Raw genomic sequence first — 19,234 nt, forward strand, 5'->3', positions numbered from 1 at the left:
AGTTGCGTTGCATCATTTCTTATTGCGCTTTTCAATTAGGTTTAATGTTTTTGATCTTTGCTCACAGTTTTTAAGGTCGTGAAAATCATTGAAGAGAAGAACATTCAGTAAAAAACAACTACACTACAGCGCAATAAAAATAAGGGAAACGACATGAAGTACGATTGGATTTTATTTGATGCGGATGAAACGCTGTTCCACTTTGATGCTTTTAATGGAATGCAGCTTATGTTTTCTCGATTGGGCGTTGATTTCAATGCGCAAGATTTTGCGGTCTACCAAGAAGTGAACCAGCCATTATGGGTTGATTACCAAAATGGTGTCATCACAGCAAGCGAGCTCAAGCACACTCGTTTTCAGAGTTGGGCCGACCAATTAGAAACAACAACGGCAGCATTGAATAGTGCATTCTTAGAAGCGATGGCCGATATTTGTACACTATTGCCCGGAGCAAAAGAGTTGATGGAAGCCCTAAATGGAAAAGTGAAGATGGGCATCATCACGAACGGCTTTACTGAACTGCAAGCCATTCGTTTGGAACGAACAGGGATGAGTGATTACTTCTCTCATGTGGTTATTTCAGAAGAGGTGGGCATCGCTAAGCCTGATATTGGTATTTTTGAACATACCCATAATCTGATCGGTCGACCAGAAAAGCAGAGAGTGTTGATGGTCGGCGATAACCCGCATTCAGATGTGCTTGGTGGGTTAAACTTTGGAATTGAGACATGTTGGCTGAATACAGCTGAAGCGATGAAACCTGAACATATCAACCCTAATTACCAGGTTCGATCCTTGTCGGAATTGCAAGGCATCTTGCTAGGGTAACTCACTGTTGTGCCGCTTATGGCACAACAGCAAAACTTTCTATGTCGGTTGTGTCTTCAATATCGGTTGTATCTTCGATATGCATGTGTGCTCGTCCATGTGCTTTTACTTTGTATAGCGCATCATCAGCGGTTTGAATCAATAAGTGTGCGTTGCTGTTTTTCAGTGTATTGACATCAAAAATAGCGCCACCGATCGAAAAACTTATTCGATCGCTACAATAAGAGTTTGCATGAGCAATATTAAGTTGCTCTGTTTTTTCTTGTAGTGAGGTCGTCAATTCAATAATAGTTTCACTGCTATCTGCAGGCAGTAGCACCAAGAACTCATCTCCCCCATAGCGGAATACTTTGTGATTTGGTTTGTCGAAATGCGAACTAAGTAACTTGGCTAAGGTGACAAGTACGTTATCCCCTTGTAAGTGTCCGTATCGATCATTGTATTGCTTGTAGTAATCGATATCGATTAACAAGATACCAAGTTTCTGTGTTCCTTTAACCGCCTCTGTTTGCTCAATGATCGACTCAACCAGAGATTTACGATTGAACAAACCACTGAGAGGGTCGATCAACACCAGCTTTTCAAGCTCTCCTTGCTGCTGTATCAGAAGTCGTTGCTGCGCTTTATTCTGCAATCCAACCGTCAGGTATGAGCATAAATGTTTGAATAAGGAGAGGTGGTAATCTCGATAAGCCAACTCTTTTTGACTCTGTACCGACATAACACCAAGGATCTGACCATCAAGTATTAGAGGCAACATAATGATGGATGGAAACTTACTTTCTTCATCCTCAATTTTGTCATCTACATAAGCGATAGATTCAGGTTGCTTTCCAGTCAATTGTTCAAAAACACGGTCATTAAATTGCCCATGAGTAAACGAGTGTCGAGTTTCGATACAATAAGTGCTTAGTGTTTGTGTCTTGTTGCAATTGATGGTGAAGGCGTCTAATAAGCGCCCATTTACCACGCAATGGGAATAATCCAAGATATGTAAATCGGCATGATAAGTGGCTAACGCAAGCGAGCTGATTGGCATCACTAAACTTAAGTCGTCGTATAACCTCATGATGAGATCATCCATCGATTTATGTGAGGCGATGTACTCACCAATAGAGGCAATTAGCTCAAGGTTAGACTCAATAGATTGCGCACTCTCAAGCTTAACTCGATCTGAGTTTAATTGATAAAGCTGTGAAAGGTAGCTTTTGTCTTTTTTCGTATGCAATTCAATGGAGAGCGTTTGTAACTCGTAGGCCCGCTTAATCAATTGGTATTTGTAATGTTCAGAACCAATCATTTCACTTTGCCTAAATATGATATTGGAAAAGCTTTGAATGGTTGCGGTGCTTCCTAACTGTTTCGCAAGTCTAATGCCATGTGATAAATAGGGTTCAAGTGCTCTATCTGGAAAATGATGGAGCAAGCACAGACAATATTCTTCAATCGCGTTTAGCATTTGAACATCGTCATTTATCTCTTCTGCACATTTTATGGTTTTGAAAAAATAGATTAGAGCACTGGAGTAGTCCTGTTTGATCTCCAAATAGGATGCGTAAGCACTGTAATAAAATAGCTGCCCTAATTGATTGGGGTAGGTTTCAAGGTTCTGCTTAAATTGTGAAAATAATTGAGCGCTTTTCTCTGTGTTACCAAGAATGGCATGGAGGTAAGCTAAATTCGTCACAATGGGTGTATAGCTAATGCATTCCTGATGCTCTATTTCTCGATACGCAAGAGCGAAATAAGAGCATGCTTGATCGTAGTCAGCCGCGTCTAGAAAGAGCATGCCAAATGTATTGTAGACCCGAGACGCTAGATTGGACTGGTTATGCTCTTTGCATTTGATGGCATTCGAAAGTGATGCAATGGCTTTACTGCTATCACCGATACGGTACAGGGCTAAACCAATAATAAAGTGTAGAGAGTTTTCTAATGTGACATAGCGATATTGCTGTGCGAGATCGAGAGCATGAATGTGCGTTTTAAGTGCTCGGTTAAAAAGCCCCTGACGATAAAGAATGTAGCCAGAAAAGAACAGCTCATAAGCGGTCGGAATGACAACATTATTGGCTTTTGCGTATTGCTCAACTTGTTGATATATCTCTTTTGCATTTTGACAAGAAGGTGCATCAATAATAGTTTGTAAGCTGTTATTGAGATAAAGTTTAAAGTTGTATGACACGAGCATTTTAAGAGTCCTCTCTAGATCCAGACGATTGTATGCAGTGTGATCAATATAATAAAGCGATAAATGTTAATATTTTGATGCAGAAGCCGTTATGTTGATGATTACTTTTCAGCATTTATCCAAGTAACCACCTTATTTATAAGGTCATACAGTAAGCATTACGCTTATGTGTACTGTTTGTTTGAAATAATTTAAAGGGAATGCTTTTGTTTGTTAAATATCGTTTTACACTCTTTGGCTGTGCAGCCATTCTCTTTTGGAGCTGTTTAACGGCTCTATCGCGTAATGTCACTGAACAGTTAGGTCCTGTAGGAGGTGCTGCTTGCTTATATACCGTCAGTGCTATTTTTTTATTACTGGTCATGGGGCCTCCGAAACTTAAAGGATTATCAGCCTCTTATGTTTTAGTTGGAGGAGGCTTGTTTGTTGTTTATGAGATTTTCCTAACCTTAGCGCTTGGTATGGCAAATGATCGTTTACAAGCAATGGAAATGGCGGTGATCAATTATTTATGGCCCGCATTCACGGTGTTATTTGCTGTGCTTACTAGCCCTAAAAAAACCAGTTGGCTTGTTTACCCTAGCATTATATTGGCTTTTTTTGGCGTAGCGTGGAGCATTAGTGGAGACGATGGACTGACGATCAGTAAGATCGTAGCTAACGTCGCGACGAACCCCGCCACTTATGCTATGGCGTTTTTTGGGGCGATCATATGGGCGATCTATTGCAACTTAACTAAACGTTTAGCTAATGGTCAAAATGCCATTACTCTTTTTTTCTCGGCAACGGCAATCGTCTTATGGATCCAATATGGGCTGAGTGACGAGGCAGGCATGACATTTAGCTTAGGTGCAGGGGTAGATCTCTTGTTGGCTGGTTTGGTTATGGGAAGTGGTTACGCGCTTTGGAATATCGCCATAATTGGTGGAAATATGATGCTATTGGCAACCATGTCCTACTTTACCCCTATATTTTCAACATTCTTGTCTTCGCTGATTTTAGGTGTCTCTTTAAGCTCTACCTTCTGGCAAGGTGTCGTAATGGTGACGGTGGGATCTCTGGTGTGCTATTGGGTAACAAAAGATAAGTCAATAAAAGCGTAACTCATTAAATTTAATAAAAGCATAAGCCTAAGGTGAGGCTTATGTTTTTATAGTATGTTTTTCACTAGAGATTGTTCGTTATTAGATACTGCTCTTCATTAGATATTGGCTTGTTGGCGTGCCGAGTCATTGCGAGACGGTGAAATCTATTAGCTCGCAATATTTAGGTTTAGCTGAAGCTCAAAAGGAAGAGTAGATAAACGGCGATGCAAATTTTTTCGAGTACGTGCAATCTCGGTTGCAGCAATGCTATTACTCGCACAAGAGTGGACATCAACCGTCACTCTTAATTCTTGTCCCACTTTAGTGACGCCTGCTAACTCCAATTTTGCATTAGCTTCGCTGTCGCTATTCACGGCGTTAATTTCTTCATCAACTTTATCGCAAATCTCTCTATTTGGTGCCATGTTGAGCAATTCACGGACCGCACCTTTCAACATATCAAAAGGTACCTTGATAAAGTAGAACGACATCAACACCATCATCATGGGATCAGCATAAACAGAGTAAGCTGAGAAAGGTGACAATGTCACTAACCATGCTGCCACAAAGCCTGCTGTAACCGCAACACTGAGTAGCGTGTCCATTTGCCACTGTTTAGATTCCGCTTCAATTAATCCAGATGAGAAAGTACGACTCTTACGAGCGATATACCACCACGCATAACCACAACCGATCACATTGATTACGCCAAACAGAGTCGCAATCGACGCATCGACTTCGCGTCCACCATTAAAGAGCGCAATAATTGCCGAATAAAGAGAAAAGCCAACGACTGTTAATATTACCGCTCCTTTGATCGCAATAACGATGGGCTCAATAACGGCACGGCCATGTGGGAAAGAGGCGTCAGACGGTTTTTGAATGTATTTGGATGCGGCGAGTGACAATAATGTTAACAGTAAACTGACGAGAGAATAAACACCGTCAAATACGATTACTAAGGAGCCAACCAATAGACCAAGAACTAAACCACCAATAGCAAAGCCTGATGCTAAAAGGGCTGAAAAGATAAGAACTCGATTTTCGTTTTGGTTTGTCCTAGCACACATACAAATAATCCTAATTGGGAACACGCCTTCATTGTTCGCATCTTAGGCTAAATATACAATTGGTATCTGGCTGATATCATAGAGGATTGAAAGAGATAACTAATTAACCATTAATAAACAGATGGTTAGGTGGAATTTTGGCTGTCATTAAAATTGACGCTGACTGATGGTTATACCGCGTTAGTTAGAAGTCGAAGAGATAATCGCTCAATTTATCGGCTAGCCAAGTCATCCCTGGGTGCTCTGCCATACCTGCGGCGGTTAACATGCAGTAATCCTCTTGCGTTAGACCATAGGTGTGTTTAATGACCGCAATATCTTGCTGGCGGAGATGATGGCGAATGAGTGGCTCAGGTAATACCCCCCATGCATCCTCTGCTAAAATGGTATTGAGCATGTAATCAAAACTCGAAAAACCAAGGTAACGCAGAGAAAAAGGTTGAAGTTCAGGGTTATCTTTTTCGTTGAGATAGCTCATAGAGACTTGCATCGCATTACGTAAGTTAGCATCGGAGACCCGGCGCATTTTACTGAGAGGGTGGCTGGCTCGACACACCGACATCATGCGAATTTTACCTAATGGGTGATAGCTGATCCTTGGATCATTGTTTCGTTCGTAATCGACACCGAAGGCAAAGTCTACCTGTTGGGTCTCAACTAAATTGGCGAGATCACCACTCGATGCCAAAACAATATTAAATGAAGTTGAGGGGTAACGCTTGTTGAGATCCAGCGACAGCTCTTGCCACATTTCATCAGGCAAAGAGTCATCGCGTGCAATCCAAATCTCCGCATTAAACTCCCCTGAAACGTGAGAACAAGTCTGTTTGATTCTTGCCGCAGTGACCAACAAATCTTCACAGTCTTTATAAATGGCTTTACCGGCTTCAGATAAAGTTAAATTGTTGCCACTACGAGTGAAAAGTTGAGTATTGAGTTCTTTCTCAAACGCTTTAATCGCCATGCTGAGCTTAGTACGATTGCATTCAAGTTGGCGAGCGGCTTCCGAAACGGAACCAAGATCGGCAACGGTGCAGAATGCTTGAACTTGAGAAAGATTCATGAATATACCTAGATAAATACGACTCACCTAGAATACTTAATTATCGTTATGTTGCATACGACAGATTTGTGCAAAAGATTGGGCAATAACGCTATGAACTTGGAATCATTTTGGTTTACTCTATCGGCAGTTCCCGAATACAAGAAGTTACGATGGAGGCCATGATGGCAAACGAATGGGATGAATACGCAGTTAACTGGGAAAAAGATCAAGCTACGGGGCAGTTTTCGCAGTCTGTATTCAATGAGCTAGAAAAGCTCATAAACCTTGAAGATGTTCGTGTATTAGATTTTGGTTGTGGCACGGGCTTATTAAGCCAAAAACTCTCTCCACTAGTTAAAGACATTGTCGCGATAGACGGGTCTGAAGCCATGGTAGAAGAGTTGGACAAAAAAGAGTTACCTAATGTTGAACCTGTTGTGGACCTGCTGTCACGAGGTTTAGCTGCGCAGCACCCTGCGTTTAGACGTCAATTTGATTTGGTTGTGGCGTCATCAGTATGTGGTTTTCTCCCAAATTTCCAAGATAGTGTGAGCTTAATTTATACTCTCTTGGAAGATGATGGTCTGTTTGTTCACTGGGATTGGTTAGTTGAAGATGAAAATGTTAACTATGGTCTCAGCGTACAAAAAATTGAAAATGTCTTATCAGCCGCTGGTTTTGATGATGTACAAGTGTCAGTTCCGTTTGAAATTGATGCAGGCAAAGGGGCACAGAAAGTGGTCATGGGTGTCGGTCGAAGAGGTGCGTTTCAGTAACCTTGATTTCAATATCGTCGAGTTGAGTATCGTCGCTCTAAATACCTAAGAAAATACTTCCCTTATAATTGAATTGTTTCGCAGTTGCTTTTTAAAAGTGACTGCGGCAATTTATCTTCAGTCTTCAGTCTTCAGTTTTTCTATTATTCAATTTTCTATAACTAATTGTTTTATGGTTATATTTGTAAAGTTATTCGTGCTGAGAATGGATTTTCTTCTATAAAATAACGCTTGTGAGAAATTTATGAGATTTATGTGAGGGTGCTGCTAGATCTCACAACCATCATCATTGTGTCGAAAACAATTTATTTCGAAACATAGGATGGACAGAACATGGAAAATACTAAAAAACTCACCCCAATGATGACCGCATCTTTAGCCGTTGTCGGTATGCTTTCAAGTGTTAGCACACAAGCCGCAGATTTGGACATTACGCTGACTAATGCCACTAAAGGTATTTACTTCACACCAATTCTTGTTGCCGCGCATGACTCAACTATTTCGCTATTTAAAACAGGTGAATCGGCAAGTGCTGAGTTAGAGGCGATGGCAGAGGGTGGTGATATTTCAGGGTTGTCATCTGCTGTGACGAACGCTGGTGGGGTTGTGGAAGAAAATCCAGCATCAGGGATCTTGAATCCGGGCGTCTCTGCTTCTGTTTCAATTGATACTGGCTCTCATCAATATCTTTCATTAGGCGCGATGCTGCTACCAACGAACGATGGTTTTGTTGGTTTAGATAGCTGGAAAATTCCGACAGAACCGGGCACTTATAAAGTCTCCTTAAATGGCTATGATGCTGGTACTGAAGCGAATGATGAATTAGCGGCAAGTATGCCAAACCCTCCATTTATCACTTTTGGTGCAAACGGAACGGGAGTTGAAACAGCGGTGACTAATAGTAAAGTTCATATTCACCCTGGGAACCTTGGGGACAGCGATGCAACGGGTGGTAAGAGCGACCTAGATTCAAGAAGTCATCGTTGGTTAAATCCTGTGGCGACTCTGACAATTACGGTTAACTAAGGAGCTCGCTATGAAATATCGTGTATTAATACTTGCGGCTTCGGTGGGACTATTAGCAGGGTGTCCTGATGACTCCGATAAAGACCTAATCCAAACATTTACCATCACGGTTGAGAACCAAACGGCCAATCAGCCAATGTCGCCTTTGGTTGTTCTTGGGCATAACAGTGATTATCACTTATTTAATATTGGGCAAGCCTCTTCTGTTGCGTTGGAGATGTTGGCTGAGTCCGGTGATAACAGCATGCTGCTTGATAGAGTCAATACCAACAGTGATGTGTATCAAGCTAAGGCGGGGGCGGGTTTAATTCTTCCGGGAGCATCAGACACTGTGTCGATCACGCTTAACCCTTATCAATCGTCGCATCTCTCTTTAGCGAGTATGTTGGTGAATACCAATGATGCTTTTGTCGGGGAAACCGATCTTAAAACAACAGGGTTTAGTGTTGGTCAAAGTTACACCATGTCTATGGATGTTTGGGATTCGGGAACGGAAGCGAATTCCGAAACTGCGGCGACTGTTCCGGGCCCCGCAGGCGGTGGGGAAGGCTTTAACAGCGCAAGAGATGATAACGACATCGTTACCTTTCATTCAGGCGTTATAAGCCAAGATGATGGGTTGGCTGCATCTGCACTGAATGCGACACATCGCTTCTTAAATCCGGGGGCAAAACTGATCATTACCCGAGTTAAGTAACCTTAATTATCATTTTGTGAAATATTTCCTCCTTCATTCCGGTCATGTTGATGGGTTGCAGGAATGAGGGAAGGGAATGCTAAATTCTGAAATGATTACGCCAGTGAACATCTTAATTGTCGAAGATGATGATGATTTAGCTGGGCTGATTCACATGCACTTAGGTTTTCAAGGGCACAGCGTTACTCGTGTTAATCAGTTATCTAAAGCCAAAGAATTAATGAAATCGGACTCTTTTTCTTTGATGATCTTGGATAGAGGTTTACCCGATGGTGATGGTTTGTTGCTGAGTTATGAGTTGCGGCAAAAGGGAAACCATATTCCTATCTTAATGCTGACGGCGCGAGATTCTGAGGTGGATAAAGTGGAAGGGTTAGAGTCTGGTGCAGATGATTACCTGACCAAGCCATTTAGTGTTCTAGAATTTCAAGCCAGAGTGAGAACCATTCTTCGCAGGCAAGAGCTGATGAGTCAACGATCACAACAAAAACTCGAAGCCACTTCCGATAGACAACTCACCAACCAAATGCCCATAGGTGATGTTCCGATAGATAATACTTTGGAAGATCAATCCTCAGCAGATACCCGTTTGGTAGACCACTCTGCGATAGATCCCCACCCAACAAATAACGCCTCTTTGAATGAAAAAAGGGATGCTGCAAACCTACCACCGTCGGCGCAACTCCAGTTTGGTCAGTTGTTTATTTGTCCTGAACAGCATCATGTCAAACTGGCTGAACGTACCGTGGCGTTGACGGCAACTGAATTTTCACTGCTGCACTTTTTGGCGAAGCGACCGGGGCGGGTCTATAGCAAGGACGAACTTTTAGATCATGTTTGGAACACTCAATATGAAGGCTATCAACATACGGTTTGTAGCACCGTGAACCGCTTACGTAGCAAATTAGAAACTCACTCAAACAACCAGCGATTTATTCATACGGTTTGGGGTGTGGGGTACAAATTCCAAAATGGTATGGATTAACGGTTTGTACTATTCAAAAGATAACAGTGCCGCTTACGGCCAGTAAGATAAGGTGAGCCATGAGTTTTAAAATCCGTCTACTGTTGCTTACCTTTATTTGGTTTTTTGCATCGTCCGTTGCGATGACTGTGATGTATCAAAATCAGCAGATAAAAGTGGAGCTACGTACCAAGCAGAGTTTGCATAAAGATCTGGCTGCTCATATGCGAGACGATAATCCTTTGATGATTGGAACGGATTATAACCCTGTCGCACTGAAATCTATTTTCCATACCCTCATGCTAATTGGACCTGATTTTGAGATCTATTTTCTTGATGCGTCAGGAAACGTAACCAGCCATGCTGCGCCTAAAGATGCATTCGTGAGCAAGCAAATCTCTATTGAACCCATCAAAGCGTTTATTGCGGGGGAGCCTTACCCGATTTTGGGGGATGACCCTCGAAATCCGAGCGGAAACAAAGTGTTTTCAGTGGCTCCAATCAAAGAGTTCGGTTCAACGGTGGGTTATCTCTATGTGGTTATTGGCAGTGAGCAGCATACCAGTCTTATTAACTCTGAAACCAGAACCCCACTTTTTTGGGCGTTAATGCTCGGTTTTGTCACGATTGTCGGGTTCAGTATTGTCGCTTATTGGTTAGTGAAAATGAGCCTGCTCAAGCCTATTGAGGTCGTAACAAAAGATTTAGAACAACAAGCAGACAAAGATTTCCGTTTAAGCCCTAACTTTATCAACCAAGTCCCAGAGCTAAAACCGATTGCTCAACATTATCAATTGGCGGCAAAACGCATTCAGCAGCAGTTCTTACAATTAGAATTTCAATCGTCGGCGCAGCACTCTCAACTCATGCAAATAAGTCATGACCTGAAAACTCCGCTATCGAGCGTGTTAGGTTATTTAGAGACTTGGAGGCTTCAGCAGCAACAGCCAGATCCTATGATCGATGTGGCTTATAAAAATGCTCTTAAATTGTCAGAACAGTTGCAAACTCAACTCAATATGGCAAAGCAAGAACGCCTCATGCCGAGTTATCATCAAGAGCCAATTAATCTAGGCTCACTGGTGGAAGACGTCGTAGAAGCTACAAAGATTGAGTTAACGAAAAAGCACTTAACATTGGTGTTTGACGATAAATCTTACCCAACGATTGAAGGGGATAAATTATTGCTTTCAAGGTTATTTGAAAATTTATTTGAAAATGCTATCCGCCACAGTCCGGAAGGTTCAGCTATTGAACTTAACGTTGATGTGGCTAAGAAGGATGCTTCACTTTACATCACATTGATTAATCAAACAGAAGATGATTCTGAGAGTGGTTCACTAGGGATCGGAGTTAAAATTATTAAATCAATTTTGATGCTGCACCACAGCGCTTTGAGCACAGTGCAGACGAAGGGGATGTATCAACAATCATTTCGTCTGCCTTTGTGTTTATAGAATTCAATATAAGGCTTAAATAAAGGGGTCGCTGTTTCCAGTTTGGAAATTGATAATTCTATATGTTTCATTTGTGGAAATTCACTATCTGACTTACAGTGTTCCCATATTAAACATAGGGTTTTAAGTCGATAGGATTTAAGCATGAGCCAGCAAGCATTTAACGCCACACAACAGAGATTCCAAGAGATCATTACGGATGCACACCTTTCGCCAAAGCAAAAGTCTCAATATCTTGCTTTAGAAGCGGAAGCGAGCTTACCGTATATGCCAATTTCAGATGCAGCAAAAGAAGCGTTAGATAGCGGTGTTCTGTGTGACATGTTTGAAGGGCATGCTCCTTATAAACCTCGTTACGTGTTACCTGATTACGCAAAATTCTTACGTCAAGGCTCTGAGCATTTAGAACTTGAAGCGGCAAGCAATTTTGATGAAGCGCTGAATTTGCTCACGATCCTTTACCATCATGTTCCTTCGGTGACTTCTATCCCTGTTTACCTTGGTCAACTCGATGATGTGTTGCTGCCTTATGTTGGTGATTTAACTGAAGCGCAGATTTACCAAAAACTGAAACTGTTTTGGATCATGCTGGATCGCACTCTGCCAGATGCGTTTATGCATGTGAATATTGGCCCAAGTGATAACATCATTTGCCGTACTATCTTACGTGTGGATGCAGAGCTAAAACAGATCGCTCCGAACCTGACTTTCATGTACGACCCAGCGGTGACGCCTGATTCACTATTACGCCAAGCGGCAAGTAACATCTGTGAATGCAGTAAGCCTCATATCGCTAACTATCCAATCCACGCGAATGTGTACGGTGATAAAAAGTTCGGTATCGTAAGTTGTTATAACTCACTGCCACTGGCGGGTGGGTCGAACACACTGGTTCGTATGAATTTAAAAGAAGTGGCACTTAAATCGAATGATCGTGTGGATTTCTTAAACCAAGTGTTGCCTTCCTTCTGTAAAGTGATGTTCGATCTGATTGATGAGCGTAGTCGCTTTTTACATGAAGAGTCGAACTTCTTTCAAGGCTTCTTAACCACAGAAGGTTTAATTGATGAATCTCGCTTCGCGCCAATGTTTGGCATTTATGGCATGGCTGAAGCGGTCAATATCCTAGTGGAGAAAGAGGGAATTACAGCTCAATATGGTCAAGATGAAGAAGCGAATCAACTTGGTCATAGAACTTCTAAAAAACTGGCGGAGATCGTTGAGTCGACTACGGTTAAATATGGCTTGGAAGGAAAAGCTTTATTGCACGCTCAAGGCGGTATCAGTTTAGATGATGGCGTGACTCCGGGTGTTCGTATTCCATATGGAACGGAACCGGATCCTGTGAGTTATGTACGCGCGACGGCAGAACACCATCAGTACTATACTTCTGGAATCAGCGATATTTTAACGATTGATCAGACGGTGAAATCTAACCCAGAAGCGATGTTTAACCTTTGTAAAGGGGCGCTACAGCTTGGCTATCGCGAGTTTACCGCTAACGTTGAATCGAATGATTTGATCCGCGTAACGGGCTATATGGTTAAGCTTTCTGACATCGCCAAATTCTCAGAGCAAGGCTCAAGAACGAATACGACATTCTTAGGGGCGGAAGCGGCGAAAAATACGGGGATTCTAGAACGTAAACCAAGAGTGGCGAGCTTCGAAATGTCGCCAAGCTTCGAATAATTCTGTAAAAATACTAACAACTCATGGCTAGGGTTAATATAAAAAGTACTACAGAAAAACAAGCGAAGGTCAGCCGTGTGCTGACCTTCTCTTGTGTCGATGGGCCGGGAAACCGGCTTGTCATTTTTTTGCAAGGGTGTAATTTCGATTGTATATCGTGTCATAACCCTCATACCATTAATCACTGTAACCATTGCGGTGATTGCGTTTCTCACTGCCCATCCGATGCACTATCTTTAGATGCTGATCTAAAAGTGAAGTGGGACCCATCAAAATGCACGCAATGTGATAAATGCATTGATGTTTGCCAGCACAAGTCCAACCCCAAAATACAACACTTCTCAGTGAGCCAGATGATTGAGTTGATCCGCAAAAACCATGTGTTCTTAAGTGGTATTACGGTTTCTGGTGGGGAAGCAACCTTGCAAATAGGCTTTATTGTCGATCTATTTAAAGCGATAAAGCAGGATGCAGAGTTAAACCATTTAAGCTGTTTTATTGATAGTAATGGTTCGCTTTCATTATCTGGATGGAAAAAGGTTGAGCCATACTTAGATGGCGCGATGATCGATTTAAAAGCGTGGCAGAATGAGACTCACCAATGGCTTGTTGGGAGAGATAATCATCGAGTGTTTCAGTCGATGACTTACCTTGCAGAAGTTGAAAAACTCTATGAAGTCCGCTTGCTGTACATTCCCGGAAAGACGGATCTGCAAAGTGAAGTGGAAAGTGTTGGTCACTATTTAAATCGCCTGCCGGAAAGCGTGAAAGTGCGTCTTAATGCCTTTCAGCACCATGGTGTAATCGGTGAGGCTTTACAGTGGGAAAAGTGTGGAGAGGAGGATATGATGACGTTCCATCAAGAGCTGATTCAGTATGTTAAGCGCGACATTCAACTTCCATCTGTCTATATGTAAGCACTATTCTTAAGTGTTCCGCTATTTATAAAATCAAGTTTATCTTATTACTCATCAAGTGGTTGTTCTTCATATAAAAATTATTAGAATATTTTTAGACATTAAAAATAGTTGATAGATATTAGTTTCATAGTGTTGTCGTGTATTTGTGAACGTGTCGGCAAGTTTTATTCTTAAGGCTTAAATATTGGTTATAGAGTTCACAGTTATTTTATTTGTGTGCATACTCAAATCATGGCTTACAATATAGTGAGTGTAACGTTTCATTCTGGATTTCAACATAGGAACATCAAGTGAATATGTACCTTAAGTGGCAATCTACCTCATGGCTAACCATGTTAGCTTGGTATACTCTGGATCATCAGCTTTCATTCCACCTTTCTTCTGAATAGAGTGTGTTCATTGGCGTCTCTCGCCATATAGCGCAATGTGCGCAGTATAACCTCATCAATTTGTACCACTTTCTTGAAACTATTTTCGTATGATTGATCTATATTGAATTGATCTGTGGTGATGTTGGTTATTCGTTTCGGTAAAACGAAACCCTCTTTAAATATTGTGTTTCTACTCATTTTCTCTTGAATTATTAAACGAGTCATTCATTTAAATTAGACAAAATATGCTCGTGTAATAGTCGGAACGCAATTCTCTATATAGAGAAATTAATAGATGAACTAATTTGGTGTGTCAGCATCAAGTGAATGAAAAGGCATTATTATGGAAAACTTTAAGCACTTACCAGAACCATTTCGTATCCGTGTTGTTGAGCCTGTAAAACGTACGACTCGTGAATACCGTGAGCAAGCTATTATTAAAGCAGGAATGAATCCGTTTTTACTTGATAGCGATGATGTGTTTATTGATCTGTTAACCGATAGCGGTACAGGATCCATCACTCAGCGTATGCAAGCGGCAATGTTGATGGGTGATGAAGCGTACAGTGGCAGCCGTAGTTACTACGCTCTGTCGAATGCTGTGAAAGATATTTTCGGCTACGAAATGACCATTCCAACTCATCAAGGTCGTGGTGCTGAGCAAATCTATATTCCAGTGTTGATTAAAAAACGCGAGATGGAAAAGGGCTTAGATCGCAGTAAAATGGTGGCTCTGTCTAACTACTTCTTCGATACCACTCAAGGACATACACAAATTAACTGCTGCATGGCGAAAAACGTCTATCTTGACGATGCATTCGACACCGCAGTGAGCGCAGACTTTAAAGGAAACTTCGACCTGATCAAACTAGAAGAGGCGATCATCGAAGCGGGTGCAGCGAATGTTCCATACATTGTAAGTACTATCACTTGTAACTCGGCGGGTGGTCAGCCTGTTTCAATTGCCAACCTGAAAGCGGTCTACGAGATTGCGCAAAAATACGATATTCCCGTGATCATGGACTCCGCTCGATACGCAGAAAATGCGTTCTTCATCCAGCAGCGCGAAGAGGGTTATCAAGATTGGACGATCGAACAGATCACTCGTGAATCATACAAATATGCTGATGGTCTTGCGATGTCAGCGAAGAAAGACGCTATGGTTCAAATGGGTGGTTTGCTTTGCTTTAAAGATGAATCATTGATGGATGTGTACACTGAATGTCGAACTCTATGTGTGGTTCAAGAAGGTTTCCCAACATACGGTGGACTTGAAGGCGGAGCTATGGAGCGTCTTGCAGTTGGTCTTTATGACGGTATGCGCCAAGATTGGTTAGAGTACCGCATTGGTCAGGTGCAATATTTGGTCGATGGGTTAGAAGCGCTAGGCATTGTGTGTCAGCAAGCTGGTGGTCACGCTGCATTTGTGGATGCGGGTAAACTTCTACCTCATATTCCTGCTGAGCAATTCCCTGCCCATGCCCTTGCGTGTGAGTTATACAAAGTGGCTGGTATTCGCGCCGTTGAGATTGGGTCGTTGCTATTGGGTCGTGATCCTGCGACAGGTAAGCAGCATCCGTGTCCTGCTGAATTGTTACGTTTGACCATTCCTCGTGCGACATACACTCAAACCCACATGGACTTTGTTATTGAAGCGTTTGAGAAAGTGAAAGCGAATGCGAAGAATGTAAAAGGGTTAGATTTTATTTATGAGCCTGCGGTTCTGCGCCACTTCACTGCTCGACTACAAGAAGTTGAAGCTCCGGTTGAACCTACGGTAAATAAAGAAGAAAACGAGTTAGCTGAGGCATAATGTCATCGTTGTAAACGTAAGTTAAATGTAGATAAATGCAGTTTAAATACAGCTAAATCTAGTTCAAATATAGCTTAAATACAGTTAAAGCGCGGCCATCAAGGTCGCGCTTTTTTATACTCACACCGCAAACTGACGTAATTGCGTGCGCAGCCAAGTCATGGCTTGATCGTTCATGTTGGGCTTATTCCAGACCAAGCTATAAGCTACTTTTCCGTAATCAAACGGCAATGATTTTTGCACTAGACCTCGGGCTTGTAATGCCTTTTCAGCCCAACACTTTGAACTGGTAAATAGGAAATCAGTGTGGTGGCACAGTACGGCTGCTGAGCCAAAATCAGCCACCGATATTGCAATCTCTCTTGAGTGATGTTGCTGTGTAAGGTTTTGCTCAAAGTAGGGAATCGAGAGTTCCTTATCTAAAATCCCAATATGCTTATTCGCAAGATAGGACTCAATCGTGAGCGTTTGGTCACTCAGCGGGTGGTTTGGGTGCATGATGCAAACCATCTCATCATCCAATATTCTTTCCCACACCAGATCTTTATCATTGGTCGGAGGTTGACTAATATCATGCGGAAGAATAATAAAATCAACTTGCCCACTGAGTAATGCATCAAACCCCAAGTGCTCTTTCGAATGGATATTGAAACGGGCAAGAGGTGCATCTTTGGCTGCAATTTGAGCAAGCGTCGGAGCGAAAATTTCGAAAGCGCTCTCACGCATCGAGAGGCAAAACGAACCATTATACGTCGCGGGGTTGAACTGCTCTTGGTGAAGCAAACCGTTCATGCTCGCTAAGATAGAATGTACGGTAGGACCAATTTTTAAAGCAAACGGTGTTGGGATCAATTGAGTCCCATCTCGATAGAAAAGCTCGTCGTTGAGGAGTGTTCGTAGCTGAGAAAGTGTTTTACTGATGCTTGATGGGCTGACACATAGTTGTTCTGCAGTGAGAGTTACACTATGGCTATTGAGCATAATGTGTAATGCCGTTAAGTGTTTCAAGCTAATCCGAGATAGGTGTACGTAATCCATCAATTTTTCTCATAGGAGAGGGGGGAACTCGGGGAGTATAACGTCATCATTGAGCATCATAAAATGAATCTCAAGATAATGACGTTATTTATAGCGATACGGCTATAGCGATACAGCGAAAGAGTTAAGTGGATGGATACAGTTCCGCAATTTCATCGAGAACGTCAGGGTTGGCGATGGCGCTGAGATTTTTAACCTGAATGCCATGCACAATATTTTTAACTGCTGATTCCACCAGCTTCCCAGATTTGGTTTTAGGAATGTCGCTGATCGAGTGAACGATAGCAGGAACATGGCGCGGGGAGCATTTGGTTCTTAATGTTTGAGCGATTAACTGTTTTAAATCATCATTCAGACTGAATCCATCACACAGTTTTACAAAAAGTACGATTCGCTCATCGCCTTGAAACTGTTCTCCAATGGCAATGGAATCCTCTATTGCATCAAGCTGATTGACCTGTTGATATATTTCAGCACTGCCAATTCTCACGCCTCCTGGATTTAAGGTAGTGTCACTGCGCCCATAGAAAATCATGCCATGCGTCGAGGTTTGCACTACATCGTCACCATGGTGCCAGATATTTGGAAATTTATCCCAATACGCTTGGTGGTAGCGCTCACCGTCATCTCCCCAAAAGCCAATCGGCTGATTTGGGAAACTGTTCAAACACACTAATTCACCGCGTTGTTGTTCAATGCCTAATCCAGTATCTGAAAACACTCTTACGTCCATGCCAAGCGCTGAATTTTGGCATTCTCCACGATAAACAGGAGATATTGGGTTACCTAATACAAAGCAGCCACAAATATCCGTTCCTCCCGAAATGGAGGCTAAATGAATATCCTGTTTGATATGAGAATAAACGAAATCAAATTGTTCAGGATACAAGGCGGATCCTGTTGAGCAGAGAGTTCGTAATGCGTGTAAATTATAAGTCGATTGGGGGCTGATATTCTGTTTTTGTAACGCTTCCAGATACTTCGCTGAAGTACCAAAAAGACTGACTTCAGCATGCTCCGCGAGTTCCCATAACGTCTCTGCTGTTGGGTACATTGGACTGCCGTCATAAATCACTAAGGTAGCTCCACTTGCTAATGTCGAAACATGCCAGTTCCACATCATCCAGCCGCAAGTTGTGTAGTAAAAAACGCGGTCGCTAGGATTAATATCGCAGTGCAGCTGATGTTCTTTCAAGTGATTGAGCGTTGTTCCCCCAACAGAATGAGTGATGCATTTGGGTTTTCCCGTTGTGCCTGAGGAATAAAGAACGAAGAGGGGATCATTAAAAGCAACACGCTCGAATTGCACTTCACACGTAGAGAAGCATGAGAGTAAATCATCCCAATGTGTCAATGCTGAGTTCTCTGATTGATTAGAAGGAAAACCTGCGGAGGGTGCTAGATATTCAATTTCACAAACATGGGTAATACTCGATATGGCATTGGAGATGGCGTTGTTTTTCTCGCCCATAAGATGAGTCTTGCCATTAAAGGTATAACCATTACAACAGAATAAAACTTTCGGTTTAACTTGTTCAAAACGCTCAATAACGCTGCTTGCACCGAAATCGGGTGAAGTCGATGTCCAAATAGCGCCTAAGCTTGTGGTCGCAAGCATTGCCACGAGAGTTTGAGGTAAATATGGGAGGTAACCAGCGACGACATCTCCCTTGCCTACGCCATTATTTTTCAGCCATTGTTGAGTAACGGATACTTGTTCATATAACTCCAGCCAAGAAACCTTGTGCTGATGCCCTCGTTCGTTTTTAAACCAAACCGCAATCTCATTTGGGTTTTTGTGGGCGTAACATAAAAGGTTTTCTGCATAGTTTAACTGAGCTTGTGGGAACCAAATGGAATCTCTAGGGGGGCTATAATCGCCCCATTTGGCTCTTCCTGTATCAATGATGCATTCTCCTTGAGAGCCGATGACACCGCAATACTCCCAGGCTTCTTTCCAAAACGATCTTGGTTCTGTTATCGACCATTGGTGGAGTGGTTGATAGCCATCAAGATCCATGCCTTGCGCATTAAGACGTTCAATAAATCCATGCAGAAGTGAAGAGCTTACTCGCTGTTGAGTTGGTATCCATACCGGTTCTGAATCTGACATTGTTCCCTCATTGTCGATTTTTGATCAATTATCGAACAAGTTTTGACTTCAATTGAGCCAAAGTCAAACATTCCCACAAGAAATATAAGTATGAAAAATAAGAAAAAAACACAAAGTTGTAAACAATATGTTACATCGATTAACTGGTTGA

Annotated in this window: 15 protein-coding genes; 10 read left to right on the forward strand and 5 right to left on the reverse strand. The window is 42.2% G+C overall.

The window, feature by feature from the left end; genetic code table 11:
- Window positions 1-153: 153 nt before the first annotated feature.
- Window positions 154-828, forward strand: coding sequence for a pyrimidine 5'-nucleotidase (yjjG, locus tag F0249_RS02990; RefSeq protein WP_171755813.1), 675 nt, complete (start codon window positions 154-156; stop codon window positions 826-828).
- Window positions 829-844: 16 nt separating this feature from the next.
- On the opposite strand, the gene F0249_RS02995 is transcribed toward yjjG, so the two are convergent.
- A complete protein-coding gene (locus F0249_RS02995; RefSeq protein ID WP_171755814.1) occupies window positions 845-3,019 on the reverse strand; it encodes a sensor domain-containing diguanylate cyclase in 2,175 nt (724 codons plus the stop codon).
- A 206-nt stretch (window positions 3,020-3,225) separates the two neighbouring features.
- Between F0249_RS02995 and yddG the strand changes: the two genes are divergently transcribed.
- Window positions 3,226-4,122, forward strand: coding sequence for an aromatic amino acid DMT transporter YddG (gene yddG, locus F0249_RS03000; protein ID WP_171755815.1), 897 nt, complete (start codon window positions 3,226-3,228; stop codon window positions 4,120-4,122).
- Window positions 4,123-4,271: 149 nt separating this feature from the next.
- On the opposite strand, the gene F0249_RS03005 is transcribed toward yddG, so the two are convergent.
- Together F0249_RS03005 and F0249_RS03010 are read right to left on the reverse strand one after the other, a co-directional pair.
- Window positions 4,272-5,174 (reverse strand): cation diffusion facilitator family transporter, encoded by a 903-nt coding sequence (locus F0249_RS03005; RefSeq protein ID WP_171755816.1) that lies wholly within the window; start codon window positions 5,172-5,174, stop codon window positions 4,272-4,274.
- 184 nt (window positions 5,175-5,358) lie between these two features.
- Window positions 5,359-6,237, reverse strand: a complete 879-nt coding sequence (locus F0249_RS03010; RefSeq protein WP_171755817.1) for a LysR family transcriptional regulator — start codon at window positions 6,235-6,237, stop codon at window positions 5,359-5,361.
- A 164-nt stretch (window positions 6,238-6,401) separates the two neighbouring features.
- On the opposite strand from F0249_RS03010, the gene F0249_RS03015 reads away from it, so the two are divergent.
- The 8 genes from F0249_RS03015 (at window position 6,402) to tnaA (ending at window position 15,932) form a co-directional block, all read left to right on the forward strand.
- Window positions 6,402-6,995: a class I SAM-dependent methyltransferase gene (locus tag F0249_RS03015; protein WP_171755818.1), complete on the forward strand. Its 594-nt coding sequence runs from the start codon at window positions 6,402-6,404 to the stop codon at window positions 6,993-6,995.
- Window positions 6,996-7,328: 333 nt separating this feature from the next.
- On the forward strand, window positions 7,329-8,021 hold the full coding sequence (locus F0249_RS03020) for a spondin domain-containing protein (RefSeq protein ID WP_171755819.1): 693 nt from the start codon (window positions 7,329-7,331) through the stop codon (window positions 8,019-8,021).
- A gap of 10 nt (window positions 8,022-8,031) precedes the next feature.
- Window positions 8,032-8,718, forward strand: coding sequence for a spondin domain-containing protein (locus F0249_RS03025; protein WP_171755820.1), 687 nt, complete (start codon window positions 8,032-8,034; stop codon window positions 8,716-8,718).
- Between the two features lie 76 nt (window positions 8,719-8,794).
- Window positions 8,795-9,703, forward strand: coding sequence for a response regulator transcription factor (locus F0249_RS20195; protein ID WP_253825271.1), 909 nt, complete (start codon window positions 8,795-8,797; stop codon window positions 9,701-9,703).
- 59 nt (window positions 9,704-9,762) lie between these two features.
- Window positions 9,763-11,139, forward strand: a complete 1,377-nt coding sequence (locus F0249_RS03040) for a sensor histidine kinase KdpD (protein ID WP_171755821.1) — start codon at window positions 9,763-9,765, stop codon at window positions 11,137-11,139.
- A gap of 144 nt (window positions 11,140-11,283) precedes the next feature.
- Window positions 11,284-12,828, forward strand: coding sequence for a YjjI family glycine radical enzyme (locus F0249_RS03045; RefSeq protein ID WP_171755822.1), 1,545 nt, complete (start codon window positions 11,284-11,286; stop codon window positions 12,826-12,828).
- 23 nt (window positions 12,829-12,851) lie between these two features.
- The gene (locus F0249_RS03050) at window positions 12,852-13,745 is read left to right on the forward strand and encodes a YjjW family glycine radical enzyme activase (RefSeq protein WP_171755823.1); all 894 of its coding nucleotides are present in this window, start codon (window positions 12,852-12,854) and stop codon (window positions 13,743-13,745) included.
- Between the two features lie 717 nt (window positions 13,746-14,462).
- On the forward strand, window positions 14,463-15,932 hold the full coding sequence (gene tnaA / locus F0249_RS03055; RefSeq protein ID WP_171755824.1) for a tryptophanase: 1,470 nt from the start codon (window positions 14,463-14,465) through the stop codon (window positions 15,930-15,932).
- Window positions 15,933-16,052: 120 nt separating this feature from the next.
- On the opposite strand, the gene F0249_RS03060 is transcribed toward tnaA, so the two are convergent.
- Both F0249_RS03060 and F0249_RS03065 read right to left on the reverse strand, forming a co-directional pair.
- Window positions 16,053-16,970 carry a LysR family transcriptional regulator gene (locus F0249_RS03060; RefSeq protein ID WP_171755825.1) on the reverse strand — a complete coding sequence of 306 codons (918 nt, stop codon included), beginning with the start codon at window positions 16,968-16,970 and terminating at the stop codon, window positions 16,053-16,055.
- A 124-nt stretch (window positions 16,971-17,094) separates the two neighbouring features.
- Complete coding sequence (locus tag F0249_RS03065; RefSeq protein WP_171755826.1) at window positions 17,095-19,083, reverse strand: acetoacetate--CoA ligase; 1,989 nt, start codon at window positions 19,081-19,083, stop codon at window positions 17,095-17,097.
- Window positions 19,084-19,234 lie beyond the last annotated feature (151 nt).

Origin of the sequence: Vibrio sp. 03-59-1, from assembly GCF_013114135.1 — a bacterium.
Classification (GTDB): Bacteria; Pseudomonadota; Gammaproteobacteria; order Enterobacterales; family Vibrionaceae; genus Vibrio; species Vibrio cortegadensis.